The following is a 22,720-nucleotide window of genomic DNA, read 5'->3' on the forward strand; positions in this document are numbered from 1 at the left end:
CTAATTTACATATTGTATTTTTTAAAATTTGTGATATAATGCCACTCCATTAATATTCATTGTTGAATTTTCTTAAGGAGTATGAGTGATCAAGCTCACATCAATCAGTAAAACTTATGCAAATGGGTTTGTTGCTTTAAAAAATATTGATTTAGAGGTGCAAAAGGGCGATATTATGGGTATCATAGGATATTCAGGCGCGGGTAAAAGCACACTGATACGCATTATCAATCGCCTAGAAGAACCGACAGAAGGTTCTTTGGTCATTGATGGTGTGGATTTGTTGGCACTTAAAGAAAATGCCTTACAGAAACAGCGTCAAAAAATGGGAATGATTTTTCAGCATTTTAATCTTTTGAGTGCAAAAAATGTCTTTGATAATGTCGCATTTGCTTTGCATATAGCAAAATGGGATAAGAAACTCATCAAACCCCGCGTCAATGAGCTTTTAGAACTAGTAGGATTAAGTGAGAAAGCACATCATTATCCTAGCCAACTAAGTGGTGGGCAAAAGCAAAGAGTAGCGATTGCTCGGGCTTTAGCCAATCACCCAAAGATTCTGCTTTGTGATGAGGCAACTTCTGCTCTTGATACTAAAACGACAAAATCCATTCTCGCACTTTTGCGAGATATTCAACAACGATTAGATTTAAGTGTAGTCTTGATCACTCATCAAATTGAGGTTGTTAAAGAGATTTGCAATAAAATGTGCGTAGTAAGTGATGGTGAAATCGTAGAGCGGGGGAGTGTGAAAGAAGTTTTTGCTTCGCCCAAACACCCTATTACAAAAGAATTAATTTCATTTTTGCCTCAAGATGAGCAAAGTTTCATCACACATTTAGGAGATTTGCACAATGTGTATAAGGTGATTTTCACAGGTCCAAACGCACAATCCCCATTGATTAGTCAAATGATTCGGAAGTTTGATGTTGATGTTAATATTTTGAGTGGGAGCATTGATGAGCTAAGAGGCGGTGAAGTCGGGCATTTAGTGATTAAATTTTCTGCTACAGAATCAAAGATTGACAATGCGCTTTCATGGCTTGTAGAAAATGGCGTAACCATTGAACATCTTCAAGAAAAGATTTGTGATAAGGTGCATAAGAATCCAGAAAAGGAGGCAGAAAATGCTTGAAGTCTTGGATTTTTTAGAGAAATATTATCTTGATGTATTGCGGAGTATTTTTACCAATCCGATTGCTTTTACTTTGGCAAAATCAGTCTGTGAAACCATTTATATGGTGGTTTTTTCATGTATTTTTGCAAGTATTTTAGGTTTGCCTTTAGGCGTGTTTTTGAGTATCGCAAAGCCTACTTCCATTATGCCTATGCCCTTGACTTATCGCGTTGTGAGCGCGATTGTGAATGTTGTGCGCTCTTTTCCTTTTATTATTTTGATTATTTTACTTTTGCCCCTTTCACGTTATTTGATAGGGACGAGCATCGGAAGCACCGCAGCAGTGATACCACTTTTGATTGCGGCGACACCTTTTATCGCAAGGCTTTTTGAAAATGCACTTGATGAGGTGGATAAAGGTTTGATTGAAGCAACCATCAGTATGGGCGCAAATAAACTTTGTGTGGTAAAAATGATGATTGGAGAATCTATGCCTTCTCTTGTGAATGCAATCACGATTACAACCGTTAGTTTGGTCGGTTATTCTGCTATGGCAGGTGCTTTGGGTGCAGGTGGGCTTGGAGATTTGGCTTATCGTATTGGATTCCAATCTTTTAAGCCAGATATTTTACTTTATGCGGTGATTTGCATCATTGTATTGGTGCAGTTTATCCAATCAAGTGGCGATTTGATTGTGAAAAGATTACGCAAATATCGTTAGTTTATTTTAACAAAAGGAGACAAAATGACAAAAATTTGGCGTGTATTATTAGGAGTGCTTGTAATATCAAGCTTTTGGGCGTGTTCGAGTAACGAACAAAATAAAAATGATAGTAAAGAAGTGAGTGAGCAGGCAGCAGATGCTCCCAAAGTGCTTAAAGTCGGTGCGACACCTGTGCCTGCATCAGAGATTCTTGAGTTTGTAAAGCCAATCCTTGCTTCACAAGGCATCGATATGCAGATTCAAACTTTTACTGATTATGTTGTGCCTAATGTGTCTTTAGCTGAAGGCAGTTCTGATGCGAATATGTATCAGCACAAGCCTTTTATGGATAATACCAATGCACAAAAGGGTTATCATCTTGTAAGTATCGCACCTATTTATATCGTTCCGCTTGGTCTTTATTCTAAAAAATATGACGATCTTGCTTCACTTCCTGATGGCAGCACGATTGCGATTCCGGGTGATGCTTCAAATATGGCAAGAGCATTTATTTTATTGCATGATAATGGCTTGATTAAGCTTGCTAATCCTAGTGATTTAGGCTCAAGTGAGTTAGACATTGTAGAGAATCCTAAGAAATTTATTTTTAAACCTATGGAAGCAGCGTCTTTACCTCTTATCCTTGATAGCGTTGATGCAGCAGTGATCAATGCAAACTATGCTTTGCAAGCCAAAATGAGTATTAAAGAAGCATTCTTCCATGAAAATGATAAATCTGCTTATATCAATGTGTTGGTTGCAAGAGAAGACAATAAAGACAATGAATTGATCTTAGCATTGCGTGATGCGCTCTTAAGCCCAGAAACAAGAGATTTTATTTTGGAAAAGTATCAAGGCGAGATTATTCCCGTGAGCGCACAATAGTCGCGCTTTAATAAGTAAAAGGAAAAATAATGAAAAAAATACAGAATCTCTTGCTTGCAGGATTAAGCGCAGGGATTATCTTTGCGGGGTGTGGCGATAAAGAAACTAAAGATTTACAAGCGAATGCAGTGAGCGAGTCTTCAGAAAAGACGATTCTTAAAGTCGGCGCGACACCTGTGCCACACGCAGAAATCTTAGAGGTGATTAAGTCAGATTTGAGTGCGCAAGGCATTGAGCTGCAAATCGTGAATTTTACGGATTATGTAACGCCTAATGTCAGCTTGAATGATGGCTCAATTGATGCGAATTTTCATCAGCACAAACCTTTTTTAGATTCTCTTAAAACAGAAAGAGGATTTGACTTAGAGCCGGTGGCAAATATCCATATTGAGCCGATAGGATTTTATTCTAAAAAGTTCTCTAGTGTCGATGAAATCCCTAATGGTAGCACGATAGCGATTCCCAACGATCCAAGTAATGGCGGGCGGGCGTTAATTTTACTTCATCATAAAGGTTTAATCACACTTAAAGATGTTGAGAATCTTAATGCAAGTGAGATTGATATTATTGAGAATCCAAGAGATTTCAAGATTAAACCCATTGAAGCGGCGATGATCCCACGCACACTTGATAGCGTTGATGCAGCAGTGATCAATGGAAACTACGCGTTGCAAGCAGGGCTTAAGGGTGCGGACGCGCTTTTTTTAGAAGGTTCAGAATCTCCTTATGCAAATATTTTAGTGGTAAAATCACAAAGGGTTGATGATCCTGCGATTTTAAAGCTCAAAGAAGCTTTGCAAAGCCAAAAAGTCAAGGATTTTATCCTTGAAAAATATCAAGGCGAAGTATTGCCGGTTTTCTAGCTAATCGTCATTGGATTTGAGTAAGATTCTAAAATCTTTTGGGGATTTTAGAATCTGTATTCATTAGAATTGAAGCCCGACTTCAAGCATAGCTATAATATGCTCCGTCTTTGGGCGACTGAAAGTAGGAGTATTGGAATCTGATTGTGCGAGAAAATAACCCTTTGCTTTTGCATTGACAAAATATGCTAGTTTTTCAGAAAGCTCATAGGTATAGCCGACAAACGCATTAATAGCATAGCTATAATCATCAATGCTTGAGCGGACTTTATCCAAATAGTGATAACCATGAAACACATAGTGATAGCCTGCGCCGTATTCAATAGAAGATTTATTGCCCTTGATGATAGCTTGCACTTCTGCTCCTATCATATGAAGTCCTGTCTCAAGATTACTGCCATTTATTGCCCCATCTCTTAAAAGCCAATCCCAAGAATAAACAAGATTAATAAAAGGCTTAACAGACCCAGAAAATGGTGTAAAACCTGCTTTTAAGTGATAATTCCCAAGTGCAAAATTCGTTTTTGCGCTGTCTTGTTTGGATTTACCATAATGTATATCAAAGCCAGTAGAAAACAATAGCTTTTCTGTGGATTCCCTTGCAGCCAAAGTCAAATAGCCTCCGATGTCCTTAACATCTTTTTCACCCTTAGCTGCATAGAGACTATATGACCCACCTACACCTACCCGCCAATCTATCGCAAAGCTAGATACTCCACAAAGTAGGAGTGTAAAAATAAGTATTTTTTTCATAAAAACCTCCAATTAAGTAAAAATATTTTATTATTAAATATTATGATAATGATATTTAATAATGTTTTTATTCTACAAATAATAATTTAAAAATTAAATTAATTCATAATAATTTTCTATGGGTTGGCGACACCGCTTTAAAGCGTGTTTAAAAACGCTTCAAGGGCTCGTATTTCCTCTTCAGTGAGATTCAGCGGACGCAAGAGCGGATCAGTCGTAGGAAAAAGCGGATCGGTTTCTTGCTCATTTGTGGGTTTAGGGCGGAACATTCCTGCATTGTAGGAGTTGATCACACCGCGTAAATGCGGGAATAAACCATTGTGCATATAGGGTTTGCTTTGTCCTACTCCTCGCAGACTTGGTGTTTTAAAACGCCCCACATCTTGCGGGTCTTTGCTAATATTGTATCGCCCTAAATCTTCAAACTTTCTCCCATAAAAGCTCAAACCCAAATTGTGATAGCTTTGATCACTAAAAGCCACGCCATTATGGCAATTCATACATCGCCCCTTAGTGCGGAAGAGGTGTAAGCCTTGTATTTCTTGGTCATTCATTGCTTTTGTGCTGCCTTTTAAGAATCTATCAAATTGCTTGTTTCGTGGCATCAGTCCGCGTTCATAAGTCGCAATCGCTTGAGCCATAAGGGTAGGTGTGATCGTTTCAGTGCCAAAGGCTTCTTTAAAGGCTTGTTTGTATGCAGGGATTTGAGCGATTCTTTGTGCGGCTTTCTTGGGATCATAAGCCATTTCTTTTGGATCGACAATAGGCATCAGTGCTTGTTCTTCTAGTGTTTGCGCACGCCCGTCCCAAAATTTTTCTACTCCAAATGCGCTCATTGCGACACTCGGCGCATTGCGTTCCCCAAGCTGTCTATCATGCCCATAGCTGACCTTTCGCCCATCGCCAAAGCCTAGTTCTTTATCGTGGCATGAGGCGCAAGCGATTTGCCCACTTTTAGATAATAGCGGATCATTGAAAAGCTTTTCACCAAGTTTGAATTTAGATTCTGAATAGGGATTAGAATCTGGATAAGGTGCTGTATCCGGTAATGCACCGATTTCTTCCCATATGATGCCTTTATCTACCCAAGGTTTTGTCCAAGTGCTAGGATCTTGTAGATACATTGTGCGCAGAGATTGAGGTGATTGTGGCATAGGGTTTGGCATATTTTTCAGACAGATAAAAAGTAATGTTTCTATCAGCATAGAATCTTCTCCTTACACCTTATAGCTTTAATGAATTTTATCATTACTATTCTTAAAATTTATAGCCTACTTGTAGCCAAAACTGCCTCCCGACTTCATAGACGGGGATAGAATTGGCTGCAGCAGCAACAAGTGAAGGAAGAGTGCTACCATTTGTGCCGCTTGCAGTCGTTAGATTTTGAGCATTTAAGACATTATAAATATCAAGATTCATAAACAGAGTATTCCCTTTCCATACATTGACTTCAAGTCCTATACGCATATCCCAAGTGAAAGCCCCTTTAAAGTCCATTTTGCCGTATTGAGTGCCGTTAAAGCTAGTATCATAATTTGGGTCTGTGCGAGCAAGTGTTACCATTCTTTCATATCCTGCTCTGTATCTAAAAAAGTTATTCCAGAGCCAACGAGTGCGCCCCATATTAAGAGTATGTGTGGTGTTGAGACGCAAAGTATAGGGGCGTGCATAATTATCCACCGGGCGATCGCGGTATTTGATCACTTGCCCATTATACATAATATCTGTGTTGTTATAATACGCATCATCAGCACTGAAAGCATTGTAAGTCCGCTTGGTGTCTGTCCAATCAAAGGCAAGGAGATAGTAATGCTTCACGCCAAAAGTATCGATAGGCGCGGCATTACTGATCATCAGTGTAACGATATTGCTTCGTGAGCTTCCGTCATTGGTATAGACTTTATAAGCAGTGCTGTATCCACTAGGAGGGGTTGTGCTTCCTGCAGCTGTTCTGCCTCCTACAGGCATAATCTCATCTTTGCCCTCACGATGAATGTATTTTAGCACCGCGCTAAAAATCCCTAAATTTTGCGAAAGTCCCACCATTAGTTCATCATCATAGGGGACATTGAGACGACTAAACAAAGTAGAAGAAGTAGGATTGTTAGCAGGAGAACCTTTGACCCAATTATCAGTGGGAGAAGAGCGAGTAAAAGTCGCTTGTGTGGTGGATAAATAATCATACAATCGATAAGAAAAGAGATTGCGCCCATAGTAGCGATTTGCCCCAAAGATCAAAGTGCTTTGATAGGCTCTCTCTACGGGCGTTACATAATTAAGTGAGAATCTCGGAGCAAGGGTGTGTTTATCCATATAATTATCGCCGTCAAATCGTAAGCCAAAGCGCGTATTGATTTCTCCTAATCCTCCTAGATGAAAGTTTATATCATCTTCGGCATAGAATCCATACGAGAGGTTGTTAAATGAGACTTTACTGACAGGGAGATAAATAGCTACTGCATTAAAGTATTGCCCACTCCAACTACTTTGGGTAGTTGTGTTGGGTTTTACATTACTGCAACCATAAAGCCCTAAATTATCCGCTCCATTAGGGCAATTTACATTATTAGTATTGACAGGATTATTGAAGCCAAAGTATTCGGTCAAGCGGTTATTGGTCAATTTCTGATAATTGAGTTCTGCACCTACACGAAAAGTGTGTCGTGTCAGCCATATATCAAGAGGTTCGAAGCTCATATCGGATTTGTAGTTTAAAGTATCTTGAATCTGATCATTATCACCATAACCACCCTCTGCAGCTCTGTTGGCGGAATTGATTGCCCAATTTTTTTCATCACTCGCATACCAGCTAAATACATAGCTTTTATCGCTGCGTCTTGAATTTTCTAATCGTGAATAGCCTAGCGTGTTTGTCCAAAGCCCGACTTTGGTATCCCATAGCCCTTTAAGCCCAGCCTGCCAACCTCCACTTTGCATGGTATAGAAACTATCTTTCATAGTATTGTTGTAATAGGTATTAAATTGCGGGATATAGCCGAGATTTGCCTCTAGGGTAAAGCTTTCTGTGGGATTGTAATGTGCCTTGATGTAGTAGTTGTCACTGATACGCTTTTGTTCGCGTATAGTGCCAAATTCTGTGCCGCTTTTAATCAAGCTAGAGTAAGCGTTAAGTGGTATAAAGCTACGCGTGGTGGAAAAGGCAGCAATGATGCCGAGATTCTGTGTGATATAGCCCTCCGCATTGGCTTTGATGAGATGTTTGGTAAAATGTGGCTGATAATTTTCATCACTTGAGGTTGCAAAGGCAGATTCTGCACTCTCATGGATAAAATAATGCGTGAAATTATCTCCCGTGTATTGATAGCTAATACCCCCATGCCAACCATCAGAGCGTGGTTTGCGGATATTTGCTTCGACTACCCCACCGGTAAATCGCCCATAGGCAGCAGAGACATTAGAATCTTGCACGACAATAGATTCTAAAAGTGAGGTATCGAGATTAAAACCTTGAGAACGCCCACTTTTTAAAGCGGCAGGACCATTGGTTGTTCCTCCCGCTGGATCTAAATCGTTATTCATATTGAATCCATCAACCATAAAATTATTTTGATAAAATAATCCGCCGCTGATAGAAATGTTTGCAGGGTCGATTTCACCCGGTGTCGTGCTTTTGCTTTGAGCATTATCAAACTGCACATTGGGTAAGATTCTTAAAAGGCTTGTGATGTCGCCATTACCGGAGGGGTTAGATTCTATCATTGATTCACTGATTGTCTCGCCACTTTGGTATTCTTGCAGTTGGGAAGTGGTCGTAACGACTGATGAAGGGAGTTTGACTGATTTTATAGAATCTGTCGCAGTTGATTGGGATTGAGAATCTGTATTTTTACGAGATTGAGAATCGAGTAAATCTTCGTCCCCCCACAGCGGATTTATACACAATAAAATTGTCGATATATATATATATATAGCTTTTAAGCTAAAATCTAATCTCATTATTACCCCCAAAACCTAAATTTGGTGCGAATAATAATGAATAGAATATTAAAATGAAATAAAAGTAATTATCGATTTATAAAATTTATGTGATTTTGTTTCTTTTAAAACTTATAGCCTACTTGTAGCCAAAACTGCCTCCCGACTTCATAAACGGGGATAGCAGTAGTTCCTGCGGTTGCGGAATAGCTTGCACTTGCAATCGCGATATTTTTGCTATCAAGCACATTATAAATATCGAGATTCATATATAGAGTATTTCCTTTCCACACATCGACTTCAAAGCCGATACGCATATCCCAAGTAAAAGCCCCTCTGATGTCAAAAGCCTTAAATGTATCAACTTTGGTCAGCACACCATCGATTACAAAGCTATCTTTATCGGCTTCCCTAACGCTTGCCATTGTCTTATACCCTGCGCGATAGCGGAAGAAGTTGTTCCATAGCCATTTGGTGCGTGCGATATTAAAATTATGCGTGGTGCTAAGTCGCAAGGTATAAGGACGGATAAAATTTTCTGCGGGTCTATCGGCATAGCGTATGAGTTTCCCATCATAACTGATGAGTTGGTTGCTAAGCTCATCGTCTGTAAGATTTGTGCTGTAATCAGCATAATTTCGTTTGACATTTGTCCAATCAAAGGCAAGCATATAATGGTGTTTAATGCTAAAAGTTTGGATAGGCTGGATATTTTGCACACTTAGAGTAATCACATCAGTATCACTTTGCCCATCATTGGTATAGACAAAGCGTAAAGTATCCGTTAGTCCAGTGACATTGCTTGTGCAGTTATATGCGCTGATTTGTCCTGTTTTTGGGTCTTTACATGCTCTGCGAATTTCATCTCGTCCGAATCGATGAATGTATTTTGCGACTGCTTGAAATATATATAATTGCTGTGAAATCCCTACTGCAAGTTCATCAGCATAAGGCACTTTAAGTTGCGCAAAGTTTGTATCATTTTTATTTTGTGTCTTTGTGGCATTGTCCCATGAGGTCGATGGGTCGGTTCTACTCACGGTGTATTGAAGTGAAGAGCGTCCGTCCATAAGAGCATAGGTGAAGAGATTGCGCCCATAGTAGCGATTTGCTCCAAAAATCAAAGTGCTTTTAAAGTTTTTGCCATATTCTCCATAGCTCCAAGGCGCAATATAATTAAGTGATAATCGCGGTGCGATAGGAGCTTTATTCATATAGGTGTCGTAATCTAGTCTTAGTCCAAAGCGTGTATTGATTTCACCAAATGCGCCTAAATGGAAATTCATATCATCTTCGGCATAGAGACTTAAATCAAAGTTATCTATATTGATTTTGCCTGCTTTGTAAAGGGTGGCTTTATTGGCAAATTGTCCTTTGTTGTCTTTCCAAGTATTAATTTGATAATGCACTGGGGAAGTGGAGCAAAATTCATCAATACAAGTCATACCATTTGTAAGTGGCGAAAGCCAAGCAGTCCCACCAAAAATTGTATCACCTAATCTTTCATAGCTTGCATTTACATAGCCAATTTCTAGTCCTGTATTGATTTTATGCTCCCATAATGAGAAAAGTTCAATAGGCTTGAAGCTCTGGTTAAGTTTAAGGTGAAGATTAAGTTGCGTGCTATCGACATTTCCATAGCCACCCTCTGAAACCGTGCCGTTTTTATCGCTACTCCAATTTTTTTCATCTGATACTCGCCAACCTTTTGCGTGTTGAGCTGAACCACTGCGTGAGTTTTCCATATAGTTAAAGTTGCTTTGTGCGGTTAGCAAACCTAGAAGATTCTCCCATAGTGCCTTTATCCCTGCTTGATGTCCGCCGCTTTGGAGATAAAAATCAGAATCTTTGGTATTCACGATAAAATACTCATTATATTGTGGGGCGTAAGTATAACTTGCTTCAATTCTTAAGGATTCTATGGGGTCATAATAGCCTTTAATAAAGAAATTATAGCTTTGTCTTTTTTGTGTTTTTCGTGTGTCATCACGAGTAGTGCTCATATATGTATTAGCGTAAGCATTGAGGGGGATAAAGCTCTGCGTGGTGGTGAAGCTTGCAATTACACCGCTTTTATCATTGAGTTTAGATTCTATACTTGAACGGATAAGATGCTTGATAAATTCGGGTTGATTCCCATAGGAAGAGGAATTGAGAAAGTTATTGTAACTTTGGTCATTTGCTTCGTAGATATGATAATTTGTGAGTGAAAATTTATGAGGGTCAGCGTTGCCTTGTGTGATTTGATAACTTACATTTGCACCAAAATTTTTGGTAGGGCGTCTCGTATTTGCTTCGACTACCCCACCGGTGAAGCCCCCATAGGCAGCCGAAACATTAGAATCTTGCACGACAATAGATTCTAAAAGTGAGGTGTCAATATTTAACCCTTGGCTTCTCCCGGGTAGTGCAGTGGCAGCCACAGGATTACTTCCTTGCGATCCCGCTGGATCTAAATCATTATTCATATTGAATCCATCAAGTTGGAAGTTGTTTTGATAGTAAAGTCCGCCGCTGATGCTGATATTGGCAGGGTCGATTTCACCGGGTGTGCTACTTTTACTTTGGGCATTATCAAACTGCACATTGGGCAAGATTCTAAGGATACTTGTGATGTCGCCATTGCCGGAGGGGTTGGATTCTATCATTGACTCATTGATCATTTCCCCGCTTTGATACTCTTCTAATTGGGAAGTGGTCGTAACGACTGATGAGGGGAGTTTGACTGATTTTATAGAATCTGTAGTTTTCGTATCAGAGTCCGCACTAGAGCGCGTGTTGTTTGGGTTTGTTAAAGAAGATTGCGGTGAATCTGTATCAGCGAGTAAGACATTTGTAGAAAGCAAAATTGCAGATATATATATATAGCTTCTTAAGTAAAACTTAATCCTCATTATTATTACCCTCCAAAATTCAATTTCGGAGCGAATAATAATCAATGAAATATTAAAATAAAATAAAAATAATTCTTAATTTAAATATAGTGTGATTCTTATGTCATTGTCTTTTATACGATAAAATAAAAACTCTCATTATTTTTAAAGTTAAAAAGGAGTTGATATGAAAAAAGTTGGTTTATTTTATGGCAGTGATGGTGGAGCGACTCAAGATATTGCTCAAAGGATTGCAAGCGCAGTAGGGGATTGTGAAGTGTTTGATGTGTCTTCTTGTAAAAAAGAAGATTTAGATTCATTTGAGAATCTGATCCTTGCGACACCTACTTATGGTTCAGGAGATTTGCAAGATGATTGGGATAGCTTTATTTCAGGGCTTAATGATGATGCGTTTGCAAACAAAACAATTGCGCTTGTGGGATTAGGCGATCAAGAAATTTATAGTGATACTTTTTGTAATGGTATTGCAGCAATTTATCAAAAAGTGTCTAAAAAGGGAAAAGTAATCGGGCAAACAAGCACAGATGGCTATACATTTGATGATAGTCAAGCAGTTGTCGATGGGAAATTTGTCGGATTGATTATTGATGAAGTCAATCAAGAAGATTTGAGCGCACAACGCATTCAAGCGTGGGTAGAAGCGATCAAGCCATCATTCGCATAAATTCTATTATTTTGCGCATTATTTAAAAGAGATTCTTTAGAATCTCGCTTTGCACTAGTATCATATAGGAGATTGTCCCTATAATGATACTAATTACAGGGATTTTGAGCCAAATTTGCAAGGCACTTACAATACTCACAGCGATAATTTCATTCAGCCCAAAAGGCGCATTAAATAAATCAACATTACGAAGACAATACACAATAAGCATCGCAATAATTGCGCTAGGCAGGAATTTACCGAGAAAGGTAATATATGGGGGTGTGCTGTGTCGGAAAATCATAAAAGGCAAAGCACGGCTAAGGAGGGTATTAATCCCTATAAGAGCTACGATGAGAAGAGAATGCAGGGTTTCAGGCGACATCAAGAGGCTTTCTTAATAAAGTCAGAAGTAAAGTAATGCCAATGAGTGCGGGGAGCAAAAAGTCTTTGCCAAAAATTACTAGACATACGATGCTTACACCCACACCGATAAGCGCGGGAATCCTTGATTGAGGATTTTTCCATGATTGGATAAAAATCACGACAAAAATCGCACTCATCACAAAATCAATCCCTTGCGTATTGAAAACCAACGCTGACCCAAGTAATGCTCCCAAAACACAGCCTATAATCCAATAGATTTGATTGAGCAAGGAGATAAAGAAATCAAACCATTGTTTGTCTATACCTTGTTTGGGAGATTTGAGATTGAGAAGAGCTAAAGTTTCATCAGTCAAAGAATAAATCATATAATAGGATTTTTTACCCATAGATTTGAAACGATCCAGCATACTGATAGCATAAAAAATTTGTCTTGCATTCACCATACTTGCAATTAAGAAAACTTCCCACAATCCAGCACCCGATGCCATTAGTCCCACAGCGATAAATTGAGTCGTGCCACCATAGATAATTATTGCCATTGCTAATGCCCAAAGTGCGTTATATCCCGCTGCTTGGAGTAATATCCCAAAAACCATACCCATAAACACATATCCAAATAGAATCGGAATCGTGTGCGGAAAAGCATCTTTGAGTGCCGCTAAAGCAACGGAGCGAGGAGACATTTTACATTCTTGTTTTGGCTACAATACCTAGCAAAGACATTCCTAATGTGATACTTTTGCTCACAATGAGCATCACATAGAGCAAATCTTTTTCATTATGAGTGCCTAAAATCTTGTGTGCATTGTAAAAACTATGGAAGTTTGCAGCAAGATTCTTAAGGTATTCACAAATTTTTTGAATCTCGCGGTCTTTGAAGCTTGCTTCAATCGTGTGCGGACACATAAGTGCCTCAAAAAGGAGATTTTTTGCATCAAAATCAATGTCTAAATCTTTGTCATTTTGCATAATGTCTTGAGGTTTTAATTGCGATTTTTCAAGCAAAGTGTGGATTCTTGCATTGGCATAGTTGATATAATAAATCGGATTACTAGAATCTTGTTTTTTAAGTTCATCGACATCAAACTCTAAATGTGTGTCAGCTTTTTTAGAGAGAAACACAAAGCGTAATGCGTCTGCACCGATGTCTTCAACAACATCTTTCATCAAGATAAAATTCCCCGCACGTTTGCTCATTTTGTAGGGTTGCCCACCTTTAAGCAGACTTACCATTTGAGAGAGAAGCACCTCAAGTTTGTTCTCATCATAGCCCAAAAAGTGGATAGCTGCTTTCACACGCGCAATATAGCCATGATGGTCTGCACCCCAGATATTGATATAGCGATCAAAAGAGCGTTGGAATTTGTCCTGATGATAGATAATATCACCTGCAAGGTAAGTCGGCTCATTGTTATCACGCACGATCACACGATCTTTTTCATCGCCTAATGTTGAGGAGGCAATCCACACTTTGCCCTCACTCTCATAAATACCCTGATGTGCTTTAAGAGTATCAAGTGTTTGTTCCCAACGCTGATAAAGGGCTTTTTCGCTCACAAAATGATCAAAGTTAATACCCACTTGTGTGAGGTTATTTTTAATCTCTTCAAGCATACGATCTTTGCCGAATGCTGCAAGGGTAGGGATAGAATCTTCGCTTTCAAAAATCTCTGTGCCAAAATGATCAGACGCTAATTTTGCCAAATCGATAATATATTCCCCGCGATAGTAACTCTCCGGATAGGTAACATTGCGTTTAAGGAGATGTTCTTGCCCTGCAAGGAGGATTGATAACCCAAGCATTTGAATCTGTGCGCCTGCATCGTTGATATAATATTCAGTCGTGATAGCATATCCTAAATGTCTCCCTACCCGTGCAAGTGCATCACCATATACTGCACCTCTAGCATGTCCGATATGCAAAGGTCCTGTGGGATTTGCACTCACAAATTCAAGCAGGATCTTTTCTTGTGAATCTTGCAAGGGTGCGTTTTGCGTATCAGTATAAAAAAGCCGTGCAGAAAGCTTGAGAAAAGATGATGAGAGGAAAAAATTAATATATCCATTCACTGCCTCGACTTTTTCAAATTCTTTACAAGTGTCAAGTTTTGAGGCAATCTCTTGGGCAATTTGTTTAGGATTGGCTCTTTTTATTTTGGCAAGACTGAAAGCAACTGGTGTCGCGAAATGCCCAAGCTCCTTGTTCTTAGGCTTTTCAAGCACGACTTCGCATTCACATATTTTTTCAAGGAGTGTTTTGATGTGATGATACATTTAGGATTCTTGTTTTTGAGAATCTTTAAGTGTTGTATTTTCTGTCGTAGCTGTTGTTTGCTTGATTTGACTTTGTTCGCTTGCATTTTGCTCTTCGTCATCTTCTTTGACAGCTTTTTTAAAGTTTTTGATGCCGCTACCTAGTCCTTTGGCGAGTTCGGGAATCTTCTTCGCACCAAACAACAAAACAATGATGAGTAGGATAATCAGCAATTGAGTAATGCTAGGGGGTGTCATATAGTCTCCTTAGGGAAAAGTGTTAAATATTATAGCTAAAAGTTCTTATCGATTCTTAAATAAATTACCCTTACCATTGGCGGATAATTTCACTAAAGCGATCAATTTGCTGATATTTGAGTGAGCGTGTGATAGCAATGATAGCTTCTTTTGCGGTGTTAATATCGTCATTGATAATCACATAGTCAAAATTTTGGATATGTTGCATTTCGTTGTGTGCTTGAATCAAGCGAAATTCGATAGTTTGAAGGTCATCACTTTGGCGAGAAATCAGCCTTTGACGCAAAATATCTTTTGTCTTGGTGGTGATAAAAATAGATTTTGCAAAATCACCAAAATGCTCTTTGATACTTTGATGCCCTTGCACATCGACATCAAAAAGCACGATCTTATCTTCTGCAAGAGCCTTTTGCACGGGCTTAAGCGAAGTGCCATAGTAATTTGTATGCACTTCTGCCCATTCGAGAAAGACACCCGCCTTAATGTCTTGTAAAAACTGATCTTTATTGACAAAATGATAATGCACCCCATCAATCTCACCTTCTCGTTTAGTGCGTGTAGTCGTTGAGATAGAAAAATAAATATGAGGGATTTCCTCCAAAAGGGCTTTGGTCAAGGTGCTTTTACCGCAGCCACTTGGTCCTGATATGATAAGCACAGCTCCCTTGCTCATTTGCTTTTATCTTTAAAGCTAATGTTGATTGTTACTTCAAGCCCATCAAGCATTGATTTGAGATTGCTTGAGCTAAGGCTTGAGATACCACTTTGGACAGAGCTTGCAATCATATTTTTTACAATTTGTGCTTCTTGTGTCTCACCCACAGATGATGCCTCATTGTTTGCAGGGGATTCTTTGGCGATAGGAGCAATGTCAGATTCTTCTTTGGCAGATTCTGTGTCGGATATTGCTACTGAATCTTCATCTGAATCTGCAGATTGAGCATTTTCTTCTTCATATCCCTCAATCTCTTCTCCTAAGGCTTGTGCTACTTCGGGTTCTTTGAGCGTAACAAAATCGGATTTTTCAGCAGATTCTGCACTTTCATCAAGTGCGTCAAGAGCTTGTGCTACTTCGCTAACTTGCTCTGAATCAAGCACTTTTGATGGTGTTTCGTCCAAAGATGCTTCATCGTTTGCTATATCTTCGGATTCTAAACTTGCAGATTCTTCAGTAGATTCTGTAATGTCTTCAAAAGATTCATCGGTTTGAGCAGATTCTGCACTTTCATCAAGTGCATCTGTTTCGCTATTTTCTCCCTCACTCGCAAGATCACTTACATCATCTCCTAACGCATCAGAATCTCCCAAGTCAAGAGGCTCTGCATCATCGAATAAATCATTTTCTAAAGTAGCATCTTCTGTAGCATTTTCTCCCAAATCTATCTCGTCTTCTGGTGCTGCTGAATCTGTATCTGCAGAATCGAGAGAATCAACAGAATCTTCGGTAGAATCTTCAGTAGATTCTGTAATGTCTTCAAAAGATTCATCGGTTTGAGCAGATTCTGCACTTTCATCAAGTGCATCTGTTTCGCTATTTTCTCCCTCACTCGCAAGATCACTTACATCATCTCCTAACGCATCAGAATCTCCCAAGTCAAGAGGCTCTGCATCATCGAATAAATCATTTTCTAAAGATGTTTCTTCTTCACTTTCTGCACTCAAGTCTAAAGCTTCTTCAGTAGATTCTGTAGAATCTGCGGGTTCGTCTTCGGATTCTACAGATGGAATGTCAAGTGCCTCAATCTCTTCATTGAGTTCATCGCTCATAGGTATAGGATCTGCAGGGGGTATGTCTCCTACATCTTCACCACTATTGATATTTTCCGATAAAAACTCTTCAGCAGAAGTGCCGAGTTCAGAATCTGTATTGAGGTCAAGTGAGAGATCAGCTTCATCTTCAAGGATAGAATCATCCTCGAGATTGATTTCTTCATTATTTCCTTCTGAAACATTGTCAGATGTTGATAAATCTAGTGCATCTTCTGCTTCATCACCTGCACTAGAGCTATCAGCTTGTGCGGGGTCTTGAAGTTTGTCAAAGTTGGTAAAGTCTAAATCAATATCAAGCCCATCATCGGCTGGGGGTGCATCTTCTCTTGTCTCATCAATCACTTCTTCTAGGTCAAATCCTATCTCTCTGCTGTTGCTTTCTTTATCATTAGAAGTATTTTCAATATCTGGGGTAGATTCTTGATTCTCCGTATCTTCTTGTGCTTCGGGCGTGTCTAAATGCTGGTCTTCTTCGAGAAGAGAATCAATTTCTCCTAAGCCTTCATCGAGATTATCAAGGCTGATAGGCTCTTGTTCAGGAATGTCGGCAGGAGCGTCAGTCGGCGCAGTTGTCGCCTCTTCGTTAGCTTGGGGTTGTAGAGGTGCTGTAGAAGCGTTTGCCAATTGAGCAGTAAAAACATCAAGAATGCTTGTGGGTAAAAATGGTTTTTGGACATAATCATCAAAACCCTCTATTCTTTTGGCTTGTTTGTTGTGGATAAGGCATTTGCGTTTATCTTTGAGAGCGTCAAGGTATTTGTCTTTGTCAAGATTCAGACAATCATCATCAATGATGATATAATCATATTGTCCCAAATCACCCATTTCACTAGAATCTTTAATCGTAGTGAGGTCAGCTCCTGCCTTTTTTGCAGTAATTTCGACAAGTTTTTGAACGATTTGGTTGGTGTTGATTAATAAAAATTTCATTATCAGCTCCCAGAAATTTATTGCGTATTTAATAAATAATAACTTAAAATTATATCTAAATCCAAATGAAAAGGAACAAAAATGAAAGAAAAAATTAAAAAAATATGTGAAATTTGTTTGATTGTGAGTGTATTTAACACGCCGATATTTGCGAATGAAGTATTGTATTTTATGCCTTATGAACAAAAAGAAGCTTTTAATGCGCTCAAAAATGCCATTTCAAAAGCCCAAAATGACATTAAAATCAGTGTTTATAGCTTCACAAATAATGAGCTTGCTAAGGCTTTGCGTGATAGTGCAAAAAGAGGCGTAAAAATCTCTATTATCTATGATAAAGAAAGCAATATCAAGAATGCAAACTCCACTATTGGCTATTTGGCAAAATACAATAACATTTCGGTGTGTTTGCTTAGCGGTAAGCTTTCTGCTAATAAAAAGTTTTATGGGCTTATGCACCAAAAAATGGCAATCATTGATCAGGATTTGTTGATTTTGGGTTCGGCGAATTGGAGCAAAAATGCGTTTGAAAACAATTATGAAACCCTGCTTTTTACGCATCAAAAAGGCTTTGTGCAAAAGGCTCTTGCAGCTTATGAGCGAATGAAAAAAACATGCGCAGGATTCTGAAATTTTACTAGAATCTTAGAATCTACATTTTATGGGCGCAATGAGTGAGATTCTAAAGAGTAAATCTTTATTTTTTGGAGGGGATTGGGCATAGGTTTGGGGCGCACAGAAGATTTTTAATCGCAACGCTCATCGCATCGGGTATGCTGCCCCCGTGTGTTTTTCCCTCAAGCTCGATATATACGACAGATGCAGGATTTGGGGATTGTTGGGATAAGGTGAGGGCAAGTTTTTGTGCGTTTATCACTTCTGTGTCTTTTCCTACTTCTTTGCTTCCGCGTGTGATGATGATTGAGGTAGGATAATGAGTGAGCAAAGGTGTGCGTGTAGGGATAAAGCTTGCTTCTCCCCACCATAAAGAAGGCGAAGCACTGATATAATGGCTGAATGTTTGCGGAGCGTTAAAAAGCACGAAAAGGGCAAAGATTCCTCCGAAAGAATGCCCAAAAAATGCACTTTTTTGTGAATCAATAGAATAATTTTTGTGGATATGGGGCAAAAGTTTTGTCGTGATAAAATCAAGAAAGTCTTTTGCGCCACCGCCACCGCTAAATTTTGCTGCAAGTTGAGAATCTAAAGTGGGCATATAATCAAAAGTGCGTGCTTTAGTATCAAAAGCAAGTGGGCTATCATGTCCAATCCCTATAATTATAGGGATAGTGATTTGCGGATATTGACGCCAAATAGAGATAAAAATATCAAGTGCGCGTGGAAAAAACGCGTTACCATCAAGCATATACAGAATCGGATAGCCATTTTGGGGTGCAGGCGCGTGGGGTTTGGCGATTTGAATATGATAATTGGTGTTTGTTTTTGAGCGAATATAGAGTGATTGAATCTCAAATAATGTATGAGATTGGTCGCTGATAGGCGGGATTTCTTGGGAAGGCTTCGCATCAAGAGCTATGACATTTAAAAATAAAAGTATGATGATTTTTACCCATTTTTGTATGTTTTTTGGGGAGATTGGGTGTGTCGCGAGACTTGATTGAGCATTTGTTGTCATATTTTGCCTTTATTTTGTTTAATTGTGTGGATTTTTATTATGGTTTGCTAACAAAAAGTAATATCAATGCGGGTAAGGCAAAAAGCGAGGCAAATAAAGGATTGTAACTGATACCTAAAAAGGGTGCAATGACCACAAATCCACCAACTTGATTAGCCAAAGCAATACCGACATTGAATGCACCTTCATTCACGCTCACAGAGCTATCCATTGAATGAGGGGTGCATTTTCGCGCTGCATTCATTGCGTTAAGCTTGAGGGCTGGAATTGATGCAAAGGATAAGAATCCCATTAATGCAAGATTTATGACGACAAGCACTTGAGAATAGGCTGTGAGTGAAATCAGAGCGTAGAAGATGACTTGCAGACTTAGGACGATTTTTAATGCGAGAATCGAACCTTTGTTGTCTGCAAGTCTTCCACCAAAGAGATTTCCTAAAATTGCGAATCCTCCATAAAGCAACAAGATAAGACCGATGCTTTTTTCGTCAAAATGACTTTTATACACGAGTAAATCAGACACATAAGTATAAAGCACAAATGCCCCACCACAAGTGCATATCGTGATAGCATAAGCCTTAAGGAGAGGCTTGTGTAAAAATGCTTTAAGCAGTGAAGAGAAATGTGTTTGTGAGCCTTTGAGGTGATTGGGCATAAAAATCAAGGCATGTCCTATGGCGATAAGGGTGCAAACAAAAATCAATAAAAAAATAGCCTTGAATCCAAAGCTTTGCCCGATGAATGTTCCTAAAGGGACACCGCTCACAAGGGCAATCGTTAGCCCTGAAACCATTAGAGCAAGGTTGCTTGATTCTTTGCCTTTGGGGGAGACTTGTAAGGCTGTGAGTGTGGCAATCACAAAAAATACACCATGTTGCGTCCCAGCGACAAATCGCGCAATCACATTGATCCAAAAGTTATCGCTGATATAAATCACGAAATTTGCAAGTGCAAAAACGCTAAGATTCAAAATCAGCTGAATCTTGCGATTAAAGGCACTAAGAGGGATAGTCAATACAGGTGCGCCTATCACCACACCCACAGCATACATTGTCGTCAGCAGCCCTGCTTTGTTTGAATCAATGTCGAAAAAAACTTTCACATCTTGCAAAACACCCGCAATGATAAACTCTGTAACACCCATACAAAAGCTACTCAATGCTAATACTAAAATCGTTTTGGTTGTTGTGTCAAACGAAAATCGCGGCATCTTGCACTCCATAAGGCAAAATAAAAAATCGAAATTATACATTCAATTGCTTTGAATATGTTAAAATAAATTTCGTAATTTTATGATTTTGCCAAGTAAATTTAAAGGAAATTAATGTTGTTTCGATTCCCTATAATTACCGCTTTTATGCTGTGTCTTTGCTCGGCACTTTATGCGGAAGTTGTCGCAGGCGTTGCCATACGCGTCAATGGACATGCTATCACGCTTTATGAAATCTCTAAACTCCAATCCCAAATGAATCTTTCAAGAGATGCGGCGATTGATTTGTTAATCAATGAGAGATTAAAAGATGATGAGATTGAACGTTTTAAGATCAGTATCGATGAGTTTAAAATCGATGAAGAAATTGCATTGATTGCTTCGGAGAATAATCTTAGTAGAGATGAGCTTATTGCTAAGGTTGCCAAAGAAGGTATGAGTTATCAAGAATATCGTAATGAGGTGAAAAAACAGCTACAAACAAAAGAACTTATGCAGAGGATTCTTGCGTCAAATATCAATATCACAAGCGAAGAAGAGCTTTTGTCCTATTACACACAGCACAAAAAAGATTTTTCAATCCCTCAACAAGTGCAGGCGATAAGATATTTTGCAGATTCTGATAGTCTTTTAGAGAAAGCAATCAAATCACCCAAGCAAAATGTGCAAGGTGTGCAGAAAATTGAAGAGACAATCAATCTTTCTTCGCTCAATCCGCAAATTATGCAGCTTTTTATTACGACACCTAAACATGAATTTACACCCGTGCTAACCACAGGTGGCAAAGGGTTTGTGAGTTTTTATGTCAAAGAGCGTTTGGGAGAGCGTCTTTTGGATTTTGAAGAAGCAAAGGGCTATATTCACCAAAAATTGATGGCACAAAAGGAACAGACGATTTTAGAGGATCATTTTAATAAGATTCGCTCCAGCGCAAAGATTGTTACATTAAGAGAATAGAGTTTTTATGCCCTATACAGACCCGCTTTTTGGTATCGTTATATTTATTGCTATTATAGCCGCAGTGGCTTTTATTGATTTTTCACGCAATCGTTATCGTAACAAAAAGAAAGAAGAATCATTCAAGAATCTGACAAAATCCTATGATGTCATGGGGCATGCAGATGGTGTCAAGGAGTTTCTTAAGCTTTCAGAGAATCCTTTGCCGACTTTGGAATTTATCGCACATTCTTATATCCAGAGTGGTAATGCTCAAGAGGCGATTAAGATTTATTTGGGTATTTTGGATTCACTACAGAATCCTAAAGATAAAATTGAGATTCTGCAATCTTTGGGCATTGCGTATTATATGGCGGGTTTTTTGCAGCGGGCAAAGGATATTTTTTTAGAGATTCTGAAAAATTACCCACGCAACCCGCAAGTTTTAATGCACTTATTAAAAACTTATGAGCATTTGAGCGAATACAAAAACGCTATTGATGCGCTAGAATGTATTGAGGAGATTTATGATGTGCAAAAAGCTTCAGATTTTTCGCGTTCATCATTTACCTTTGCGCCTTTGAGTGTCAGCGAACAGAAACGATTTGAAAATATGCTTTTGTTGAATAAATTTTACCTTTCTACGCTTTTGTTGATAAACGACCATACTCTGCCTTTCTCAAGCAAGATTCAAAGTCTGAATGACATCAAAGCCAAGCAACCTAAGTTGGCAAAAATTATTTTAACTTATTTTAAAAGTGTCAGTCATACGCTTTTTTGGGAGCAAGCCAATGCTTTAAGTCAAGATCAAGTCAATAATATGATTGATATTTTATGGGATTTTGAGCGCAAAGATGTTCCACTTGAGCGCATCACAAATCCACAGATTCTCGATGTGTATCGTGCTAAAGGTTGGATTTATGATGAAAAAGCATGCGAAATGTTTGAGCTTGATAATATGAGAATCTTGCAACGTTATTGTAAGTTTCAAACAACATTAAACTTTGAATATCGTTGCCACAGCTGCAATAATATTTTTCCCTTTGAGAATCCTCGATGCCCTCATTGCGGTGAATTACTTTGCAATGATTTGATTTGTAAAATCCAAAAGGTTGATTATGAAACAAGTTACTCTTTATTGTGATGGCTCTTCTTTGGGTAATCCCGGACCGGGCGGTTGGTGCGGGATTCTATCTTTTAGAGAACATCAAAAGATTCTCTGTGGGGGAGAATCACATACGACTAATAATCGTATGGAACTTCTTGCGGTGATAGAATCTCTCAAGATACTTAAAGAGCCTTGTCAAGTGATGCTTTATAGTGATTCTAAATATGTTTGCGAGGGCATCAATCAATGGCTTGTAAATTGGATAAAAAAGGATTTTAAGAATGTCAAGAATCCTGATTTGTGGCGTCATTATTGTGATTGTAGCAAGTCTCATCAAGTCATCGCACATTGGGTAAAAGGGCATGCGGGTAATGCACAAAATGAGCTGTGCGACAAACTCGCTAGAGAACAAGCTTATCGTTATGCACAAGGAATATGATT

At 38.8% G+C, this 22,720-nt stretch carries 21 protein-coding genes; 9 read left to right on the forward strand and 12 right to left on the reverse strand.

From position 1 onward, the window contains the following. Positions 1–85 precede the first annotated feature (85 nt). The 4 genes from LS68_RS05835 to LS68_RS05850 are packed head-to-tail and all read left to right on the forward strand — an operon-like array spanning position 86 to position 3,568. Positions 86–1,135 carry a methionine ABC transporter ATP-binding protein gene (locus LS68_RS05835; RefSeq protein WP_034369117.1) on the forward strand — a complete coding sequence of 350 codons (1,050 nt, stop codon included), beginning with the start codon at positions 86–88 and terminating at the stop codon, positions 1,133–1,135. Then, the gene (locus LS68_RS05840) at positions 1,128–1,838 is read left to right on the forward strand and encodes a methionine ABC transporter permease (protein ID WP_034369118.1); all 711 of its coding nucleotides are present in this window, start codon (positions 1,128–1,130) and stop codon (positions 1,836–1,838) included. Before LS68_RS05835 ends, LS68_RS05840 begins: the two co-directional genes overlap by 8 nt. A 24-nt stretch (positions 1,839–1,862) precedes the next feature. Beyond that, on the forward strand, positions 1,863–2,705 hold the full coding sequence (locus LS68_RS05845; protein ID WP_138091204.1) for a MetQ/NlpA family ABC transporter substrate-binding protein: 843 nt from the start codon (positions 1,863–1,865) through the stop codon (positions 2,703–2,705). A 29-nt stretch (positions 2,706–2,734) separates the two neighbouring features. Then, positions 2,735–3,568 carry a MetQ/NlpA family ABC transporter substrate-binding protein gene (locus tag LS68_RS05850; protein WP_138091206.1) on the forward strand — a complete coding sequence of 278 codons (834 nt, stop codon included), beginning with the start codon at positions 2,735–2,737 and terminating at the stop codon, positions 3,566–3,568. A 63-nt stretch (positions 3,569–3,631) separates the two neighbouring features. Here the strand turns inward: LS68_RS05850 and LS68_RS05855 are convergent, their stop codons facing one another. The 4 genes from LS68_RS05855 to LS68_RS05870 form a co-directional block, all read right to left on the reverse strand. Further along, entirely contained in the window at positions 3,632–4,321 is a 690-nt protein-coding gene (locus LS68_RS05855; RefSeq protein ID WP_138091208.1) for a hypothetical protein, read from the reverse strand. Positions 4,322–4,458: 137 nt separating this feature from the next. Next, a complete protein-coding gene (locus tag LS68_RS05860; RefSeq protein WP_034369905.1) occupies positions 4,459–5,526 on the reverse strand; it encodes a cytochrome c peroxidase in 1,068 nt (355 codons plus the stop codon). A 52-nt stretch (positions 5,527–5,578) separates the two neighbouring features. Beyond that, on the reverse strand, positions 5,579–8,278 hold the full coding sequence (locus LS68_RS05865) for a TonB-dependent receptor plug domain-containing protein (protein ID WP_138091210.1): 2,700 nt from the start codon (positions 8,276–8,278) through the stop codon (positions 5,579–5,581). 104 nt (positions 8,279–8,382) lie between these two features. Then, a complete protein-coding gene (locus LS68_RS05870) occupies positions 8,383–11,151 on the reverse strand; it encodes a TonB-dependent receptor (protein WP_138091212.1) in 2,769 nt (922 codons plus the stop codon). A gap of 166 nt (positions 11,152–11,317) precedes the next feature. Here LS68_RS05870 and LS68_RS05875 point away from each other — a divergent pair, with 166 nt between their 5' ends. Continuing rightward, positions 11,318–11,815, forward strand: coding sequence for a flavodoxin (locus LS68_RS05875; RefSeq protein WP_034374089.1), 498 nt, complete (start codon positions 11,318–11,320; stop codon positions 11,813–11,815). A gap of 22 nt (positions 11,816–11,837) precedes the next feature. On the opposite strand, the gene LS68_RS05880 is transcribed toward LS68_RS05875, so the two are convergent. From LS68_RS05880 to LS68_RS05905, 6 genes are all read right to left on the reverse strand, one after another. Further along, complete coding sequence (locus LS68_RS05880) at positions 11,838–12,179, reverse strand: AzlD domain-containing protein (RefSeq protein WP_034374092.1); 342 nt, start codon at positions 12,177–12,179, stop codon at positions 11,838–11,840. Continuing rightward, positions 12,169–12,864, reverse strand: a complete 696-nt coding sequence (locus LS68_RS05885; RefSeq protein WP_034374095.1) for an AzlC family ABC transporter permease — start codon at positions 12,862–12,864, stop codon at positions 12,169–12,171. Before LS68_RS05885 ends, LS68_RS05880 begins: the two co-directional genes overlap by 11 nt. Position 12,865: 1 nt before the next feature. Continuing rightward, on the reverse strand, positions 12,866–14,455 hold the full coding sequence (argS, locus tag LS68_RS05890; RefSeq protein WP_034374097.1) for an arginine--tRNA ligase: 1,590 nt from the start codon (positions 14,453–14,455) through the stop codon (positions 12,866–12,868). Further along, positions 14,456–14,692: a twin-arginine translocase TatA/TatE family subunit gene (gene tatA / locus LS68_RS05895; protein ID WP_034374100.1), complete on the reverse strand. Its 237-nt coding sequence runs from the start codon at positions 14,690–14,692 to the stop codon at positions 14,456–14,458. 70 nt (positions 14,693–14,762) lie between these two features. After that, positions 14,763–15,365, reverse strand: a complete 603-nt coding sequence (gene gmk, locus LS68_RS05900; protein WP_034374103.1) for a guanylate kinase — start codon at positions 15,363–15,365, stop codon at positions 14,763–14,765. After that, positions 15,362–17,392 (reverse strand): hypothetical protein, encoded by a 2,031-nt coding sequence (locus tag LS68_RS05905; protein WP_138091214.1) that lies wholly within the window; start codon positions 17,390–17,392, stop codon positions 15,362–15,364. Before LS68_RS05905 ends, gmk begins: the two co-directional genes overlap by 4 nt. 81 nt (positions 17,393–17,473) lie before the next feature. Here LS68_RS05905 and LS68_RS05910 point away from each other — a divergent pair, with 81 nt between their 5' ends. Further along, positions 17,474–18,019 (forward strand): phospholipase D-like domain-containing protein, encoded by a 546-nt coding sequence (locus LS68_RS05910; protein ID WP_034373359.1) that lies wholly within the window; start codon positions 17,474–17,476, stop codon positions 18,017–18,019. Between the two features lie 67 nt (positions 18,020–18,086). Here the strand turns inward: LS68_RS05910 and LS68_RS05915 are convergent, their stop codons facing one another. Together LS68_RS05915 and LS68_RS05920 are read right to left on the reverse strand one after the other, a co-directional pair. Further along, positions 18,087–19,025: an alpha/beta hydrolase-fold protein gene (locus tag LS68_RS05915; RefSeq protein ID WP_052100509.1), complete on the reverse strand. Its 939-nt coding sequence runs from the start codon at positions 19,023–19,025 to the stop codon at positions 18,087–18,089. 37 nt (positions 19,026–19,062) lie between these two features. Further along, complete coding sequence (locus tag LS68_RS05920) at positions 19,063–20,235, reverse strand: MFS transporter (protein WP_034373356.1); 1,173 nt, start codon at positions 20,233–20,235, stop codon at positions 19,063–19,065. 114 nt (positions 20,236–20,349) lie between these two features. Here LS68_RS05920 and LS68_RS05925 point away from each other — a divergent pair, with 114 nt between their 5' ends. The 3 genes from LS68_RS05925 to rnhA are packed head-to-tail and all read left to right on the forward strand — an operon-like array spanning position 20,350 to position 22,718. Then, positions 20,350–21,192 (forward strand): peptidylprolyl isomerase, encoded by an 843-nt coding sequence (locus LS68_RS05925; RefSeq protein WP_034373353.1) that lies wholly within the window; start codon positions 20,350–20,352, stop codon positions 21,190–21,192. Positions 21,193–21,199: 7 nt separating this feature from the next. After that, the gene (locus LS68_RS05930; RefSeq protein WP_034373350.1) at positions 21,200–22,315 is read left to right on the forward strand and encodes a hypothetical protein; all 1,116 of its coding nucleotides are present in this window, start codon (positions 21,200–21,202) and stop codon (positions 22,313–22,315) included. Further along, entirely contained in the window at positions 22,290–22,718 is a 429-nt protein-coding gene (rnhA, locus tag LS68_RS05935; RefSeq protein WP_034373347.1) for a ribonuclease HI, read from the forward strand. The genes LS68_RS05930 and rnhA overlap by 26 nt, the downstream gene beginning before the upstream one ends. Positions 22,719–22,720 lie beyond the last annotated feature (2 nt).

The sequence above is a fragment of the Helicobacter sp. MIT 05-5293 genome, assembly GCF_000765665.2.
Classification (GTDB): Bacteria; Campylobacterota; Campylobacteria; order Campylobacterales; family Helicobacteraceae; genus Helicobacter_C.

Coding starts and splice junctions, on each gene's coding strand:
- LS68_RS05840 (WP_034369118.1), top strand. CDS start 1,128: ATGCTTGAAGTCTTGGATTTTTTAGAGAAATATTATCTTGATGTATTG.
- LS68_RS05845 (WP_138091204.1), top strand. CDS start 1,863: ATGACAAAAATTTGGCGTGTATTATTAGGAGTGCTTGTAATATCAAGC.
- LS68_RS05850 (WP_138091206.1), top strand. CDS start 2,735: ATGAAAAAAATACAGAATCTCTTGCTTGCAGGATTAAGCGCAGGGATT.
- LS68_RS05855 (WP_138091208.1), bottom strand. CDS start 4,321: ATGAAAAAAATACTTATTTTTACACTCCTACTTTGTGGAGTATCTAGC.
- LS68_RS05860 (WP_034369905.1), bottom strand. CDS start 5,526: ATGCTGATAGAAACATTACTTTTTATCTGTCTGAAAAATATGCCAAAC.
- LS68_RS05865 (WP_138091210.1), bottom strand. CDS start 8,278: ATGAGATTAGATTTTAGCTTAAAAGCTATATATATATATATATCGACA.
- LS68_RS05870 (WP_138091212.1), bottom strand. CDS start 11,151: ATGAGGATTAAGTTTTACTTAAGAAGCTATATATATATATCTGCAATT.
- LS68_RS05875 (WP_034374089.1), top strand. CDS start 11,318: ATGAAAAAAGTTGGTTTATTTTATGGCAGTGATGGTGGAGCGACTCAA.
- LS68_RS05880 (WP_034374092.1), bottom strand. CDS start 12,179: ATGTCGCCTGAAACCCTGCATTCTCTTCTCATCGTAGCTCTTATAGGG.
- LS68_RS05885 (WP_034374095.1), bottom strand. CDS start 12,864: ATGTCTCCTCGCTCCGTTGCTTTAGCGGCACTCAAAGATGCTTTTCCG.
- argS (WP_034374097.1), bottom strand. CDS start 14,455: ATGTATCATCACATCAAAACACTCCTTGAAAAAATATGTGAATGCGAA.
- tatA (WP_034374100.1), bottom strand. CDS start 14,692: ATGACACCCCCTAGCATTACTCAATTGCTGATTATCCTACTCATCATT.
- gmk (WP_034374103.1), bottom strand. CDS start 15,365: ATGAGCAAGGGAGCTGTGCTTATCATATCAGGACCAAGTGGCTGCGGT.
- LS68_RS05905 (WP_138091214.1), bottom strand. CDS start 17,392: ATGAAATTTTTATTAATCAACACCAACCAAATCGTTCAAAAACTTGTC.
- LS68_RS05910 (WP_034373359.1), top strand. CDS start 17,474: ATGAAAGAAAAAATTAAAAAAATATGTGAAATTTGTTTGATTGTGAGT.
- LS68_RS05915 (WP_052100509.1), bottom strand. CDS start 19,025: ATGACAACAAATGCTCAATCAAGTCTCGCGACACACCCAATCTCCCCA.
- LS68_RS05920 (WP_034373356.1), bottom strand. CDS start 20,235: ATGCCGCGATTTTCGTTTGACACAACAACCAAAACGATTTTAGTATTA.
- LS68_RS05925 (WP_034373353.1), top strand. CDS start 20,350: ATGTTGTTTCGATTCCCTATAATTACCGCTTTTATGCTGTGTCTTTGC.
- LS68_RS05930 (WP_034373350.1), top strand. CDS start 21,200: ATGCCCTATACAGACCCGCTTTTTGGTATCGTTATATTTATTGCTATT.
- rnhA (WP_034373347.1), top strand. CDS start 22,290: ATGAAACAAGTTACTCTTTATTGTGATGGCTCTTCTTTGGGTAATCCC.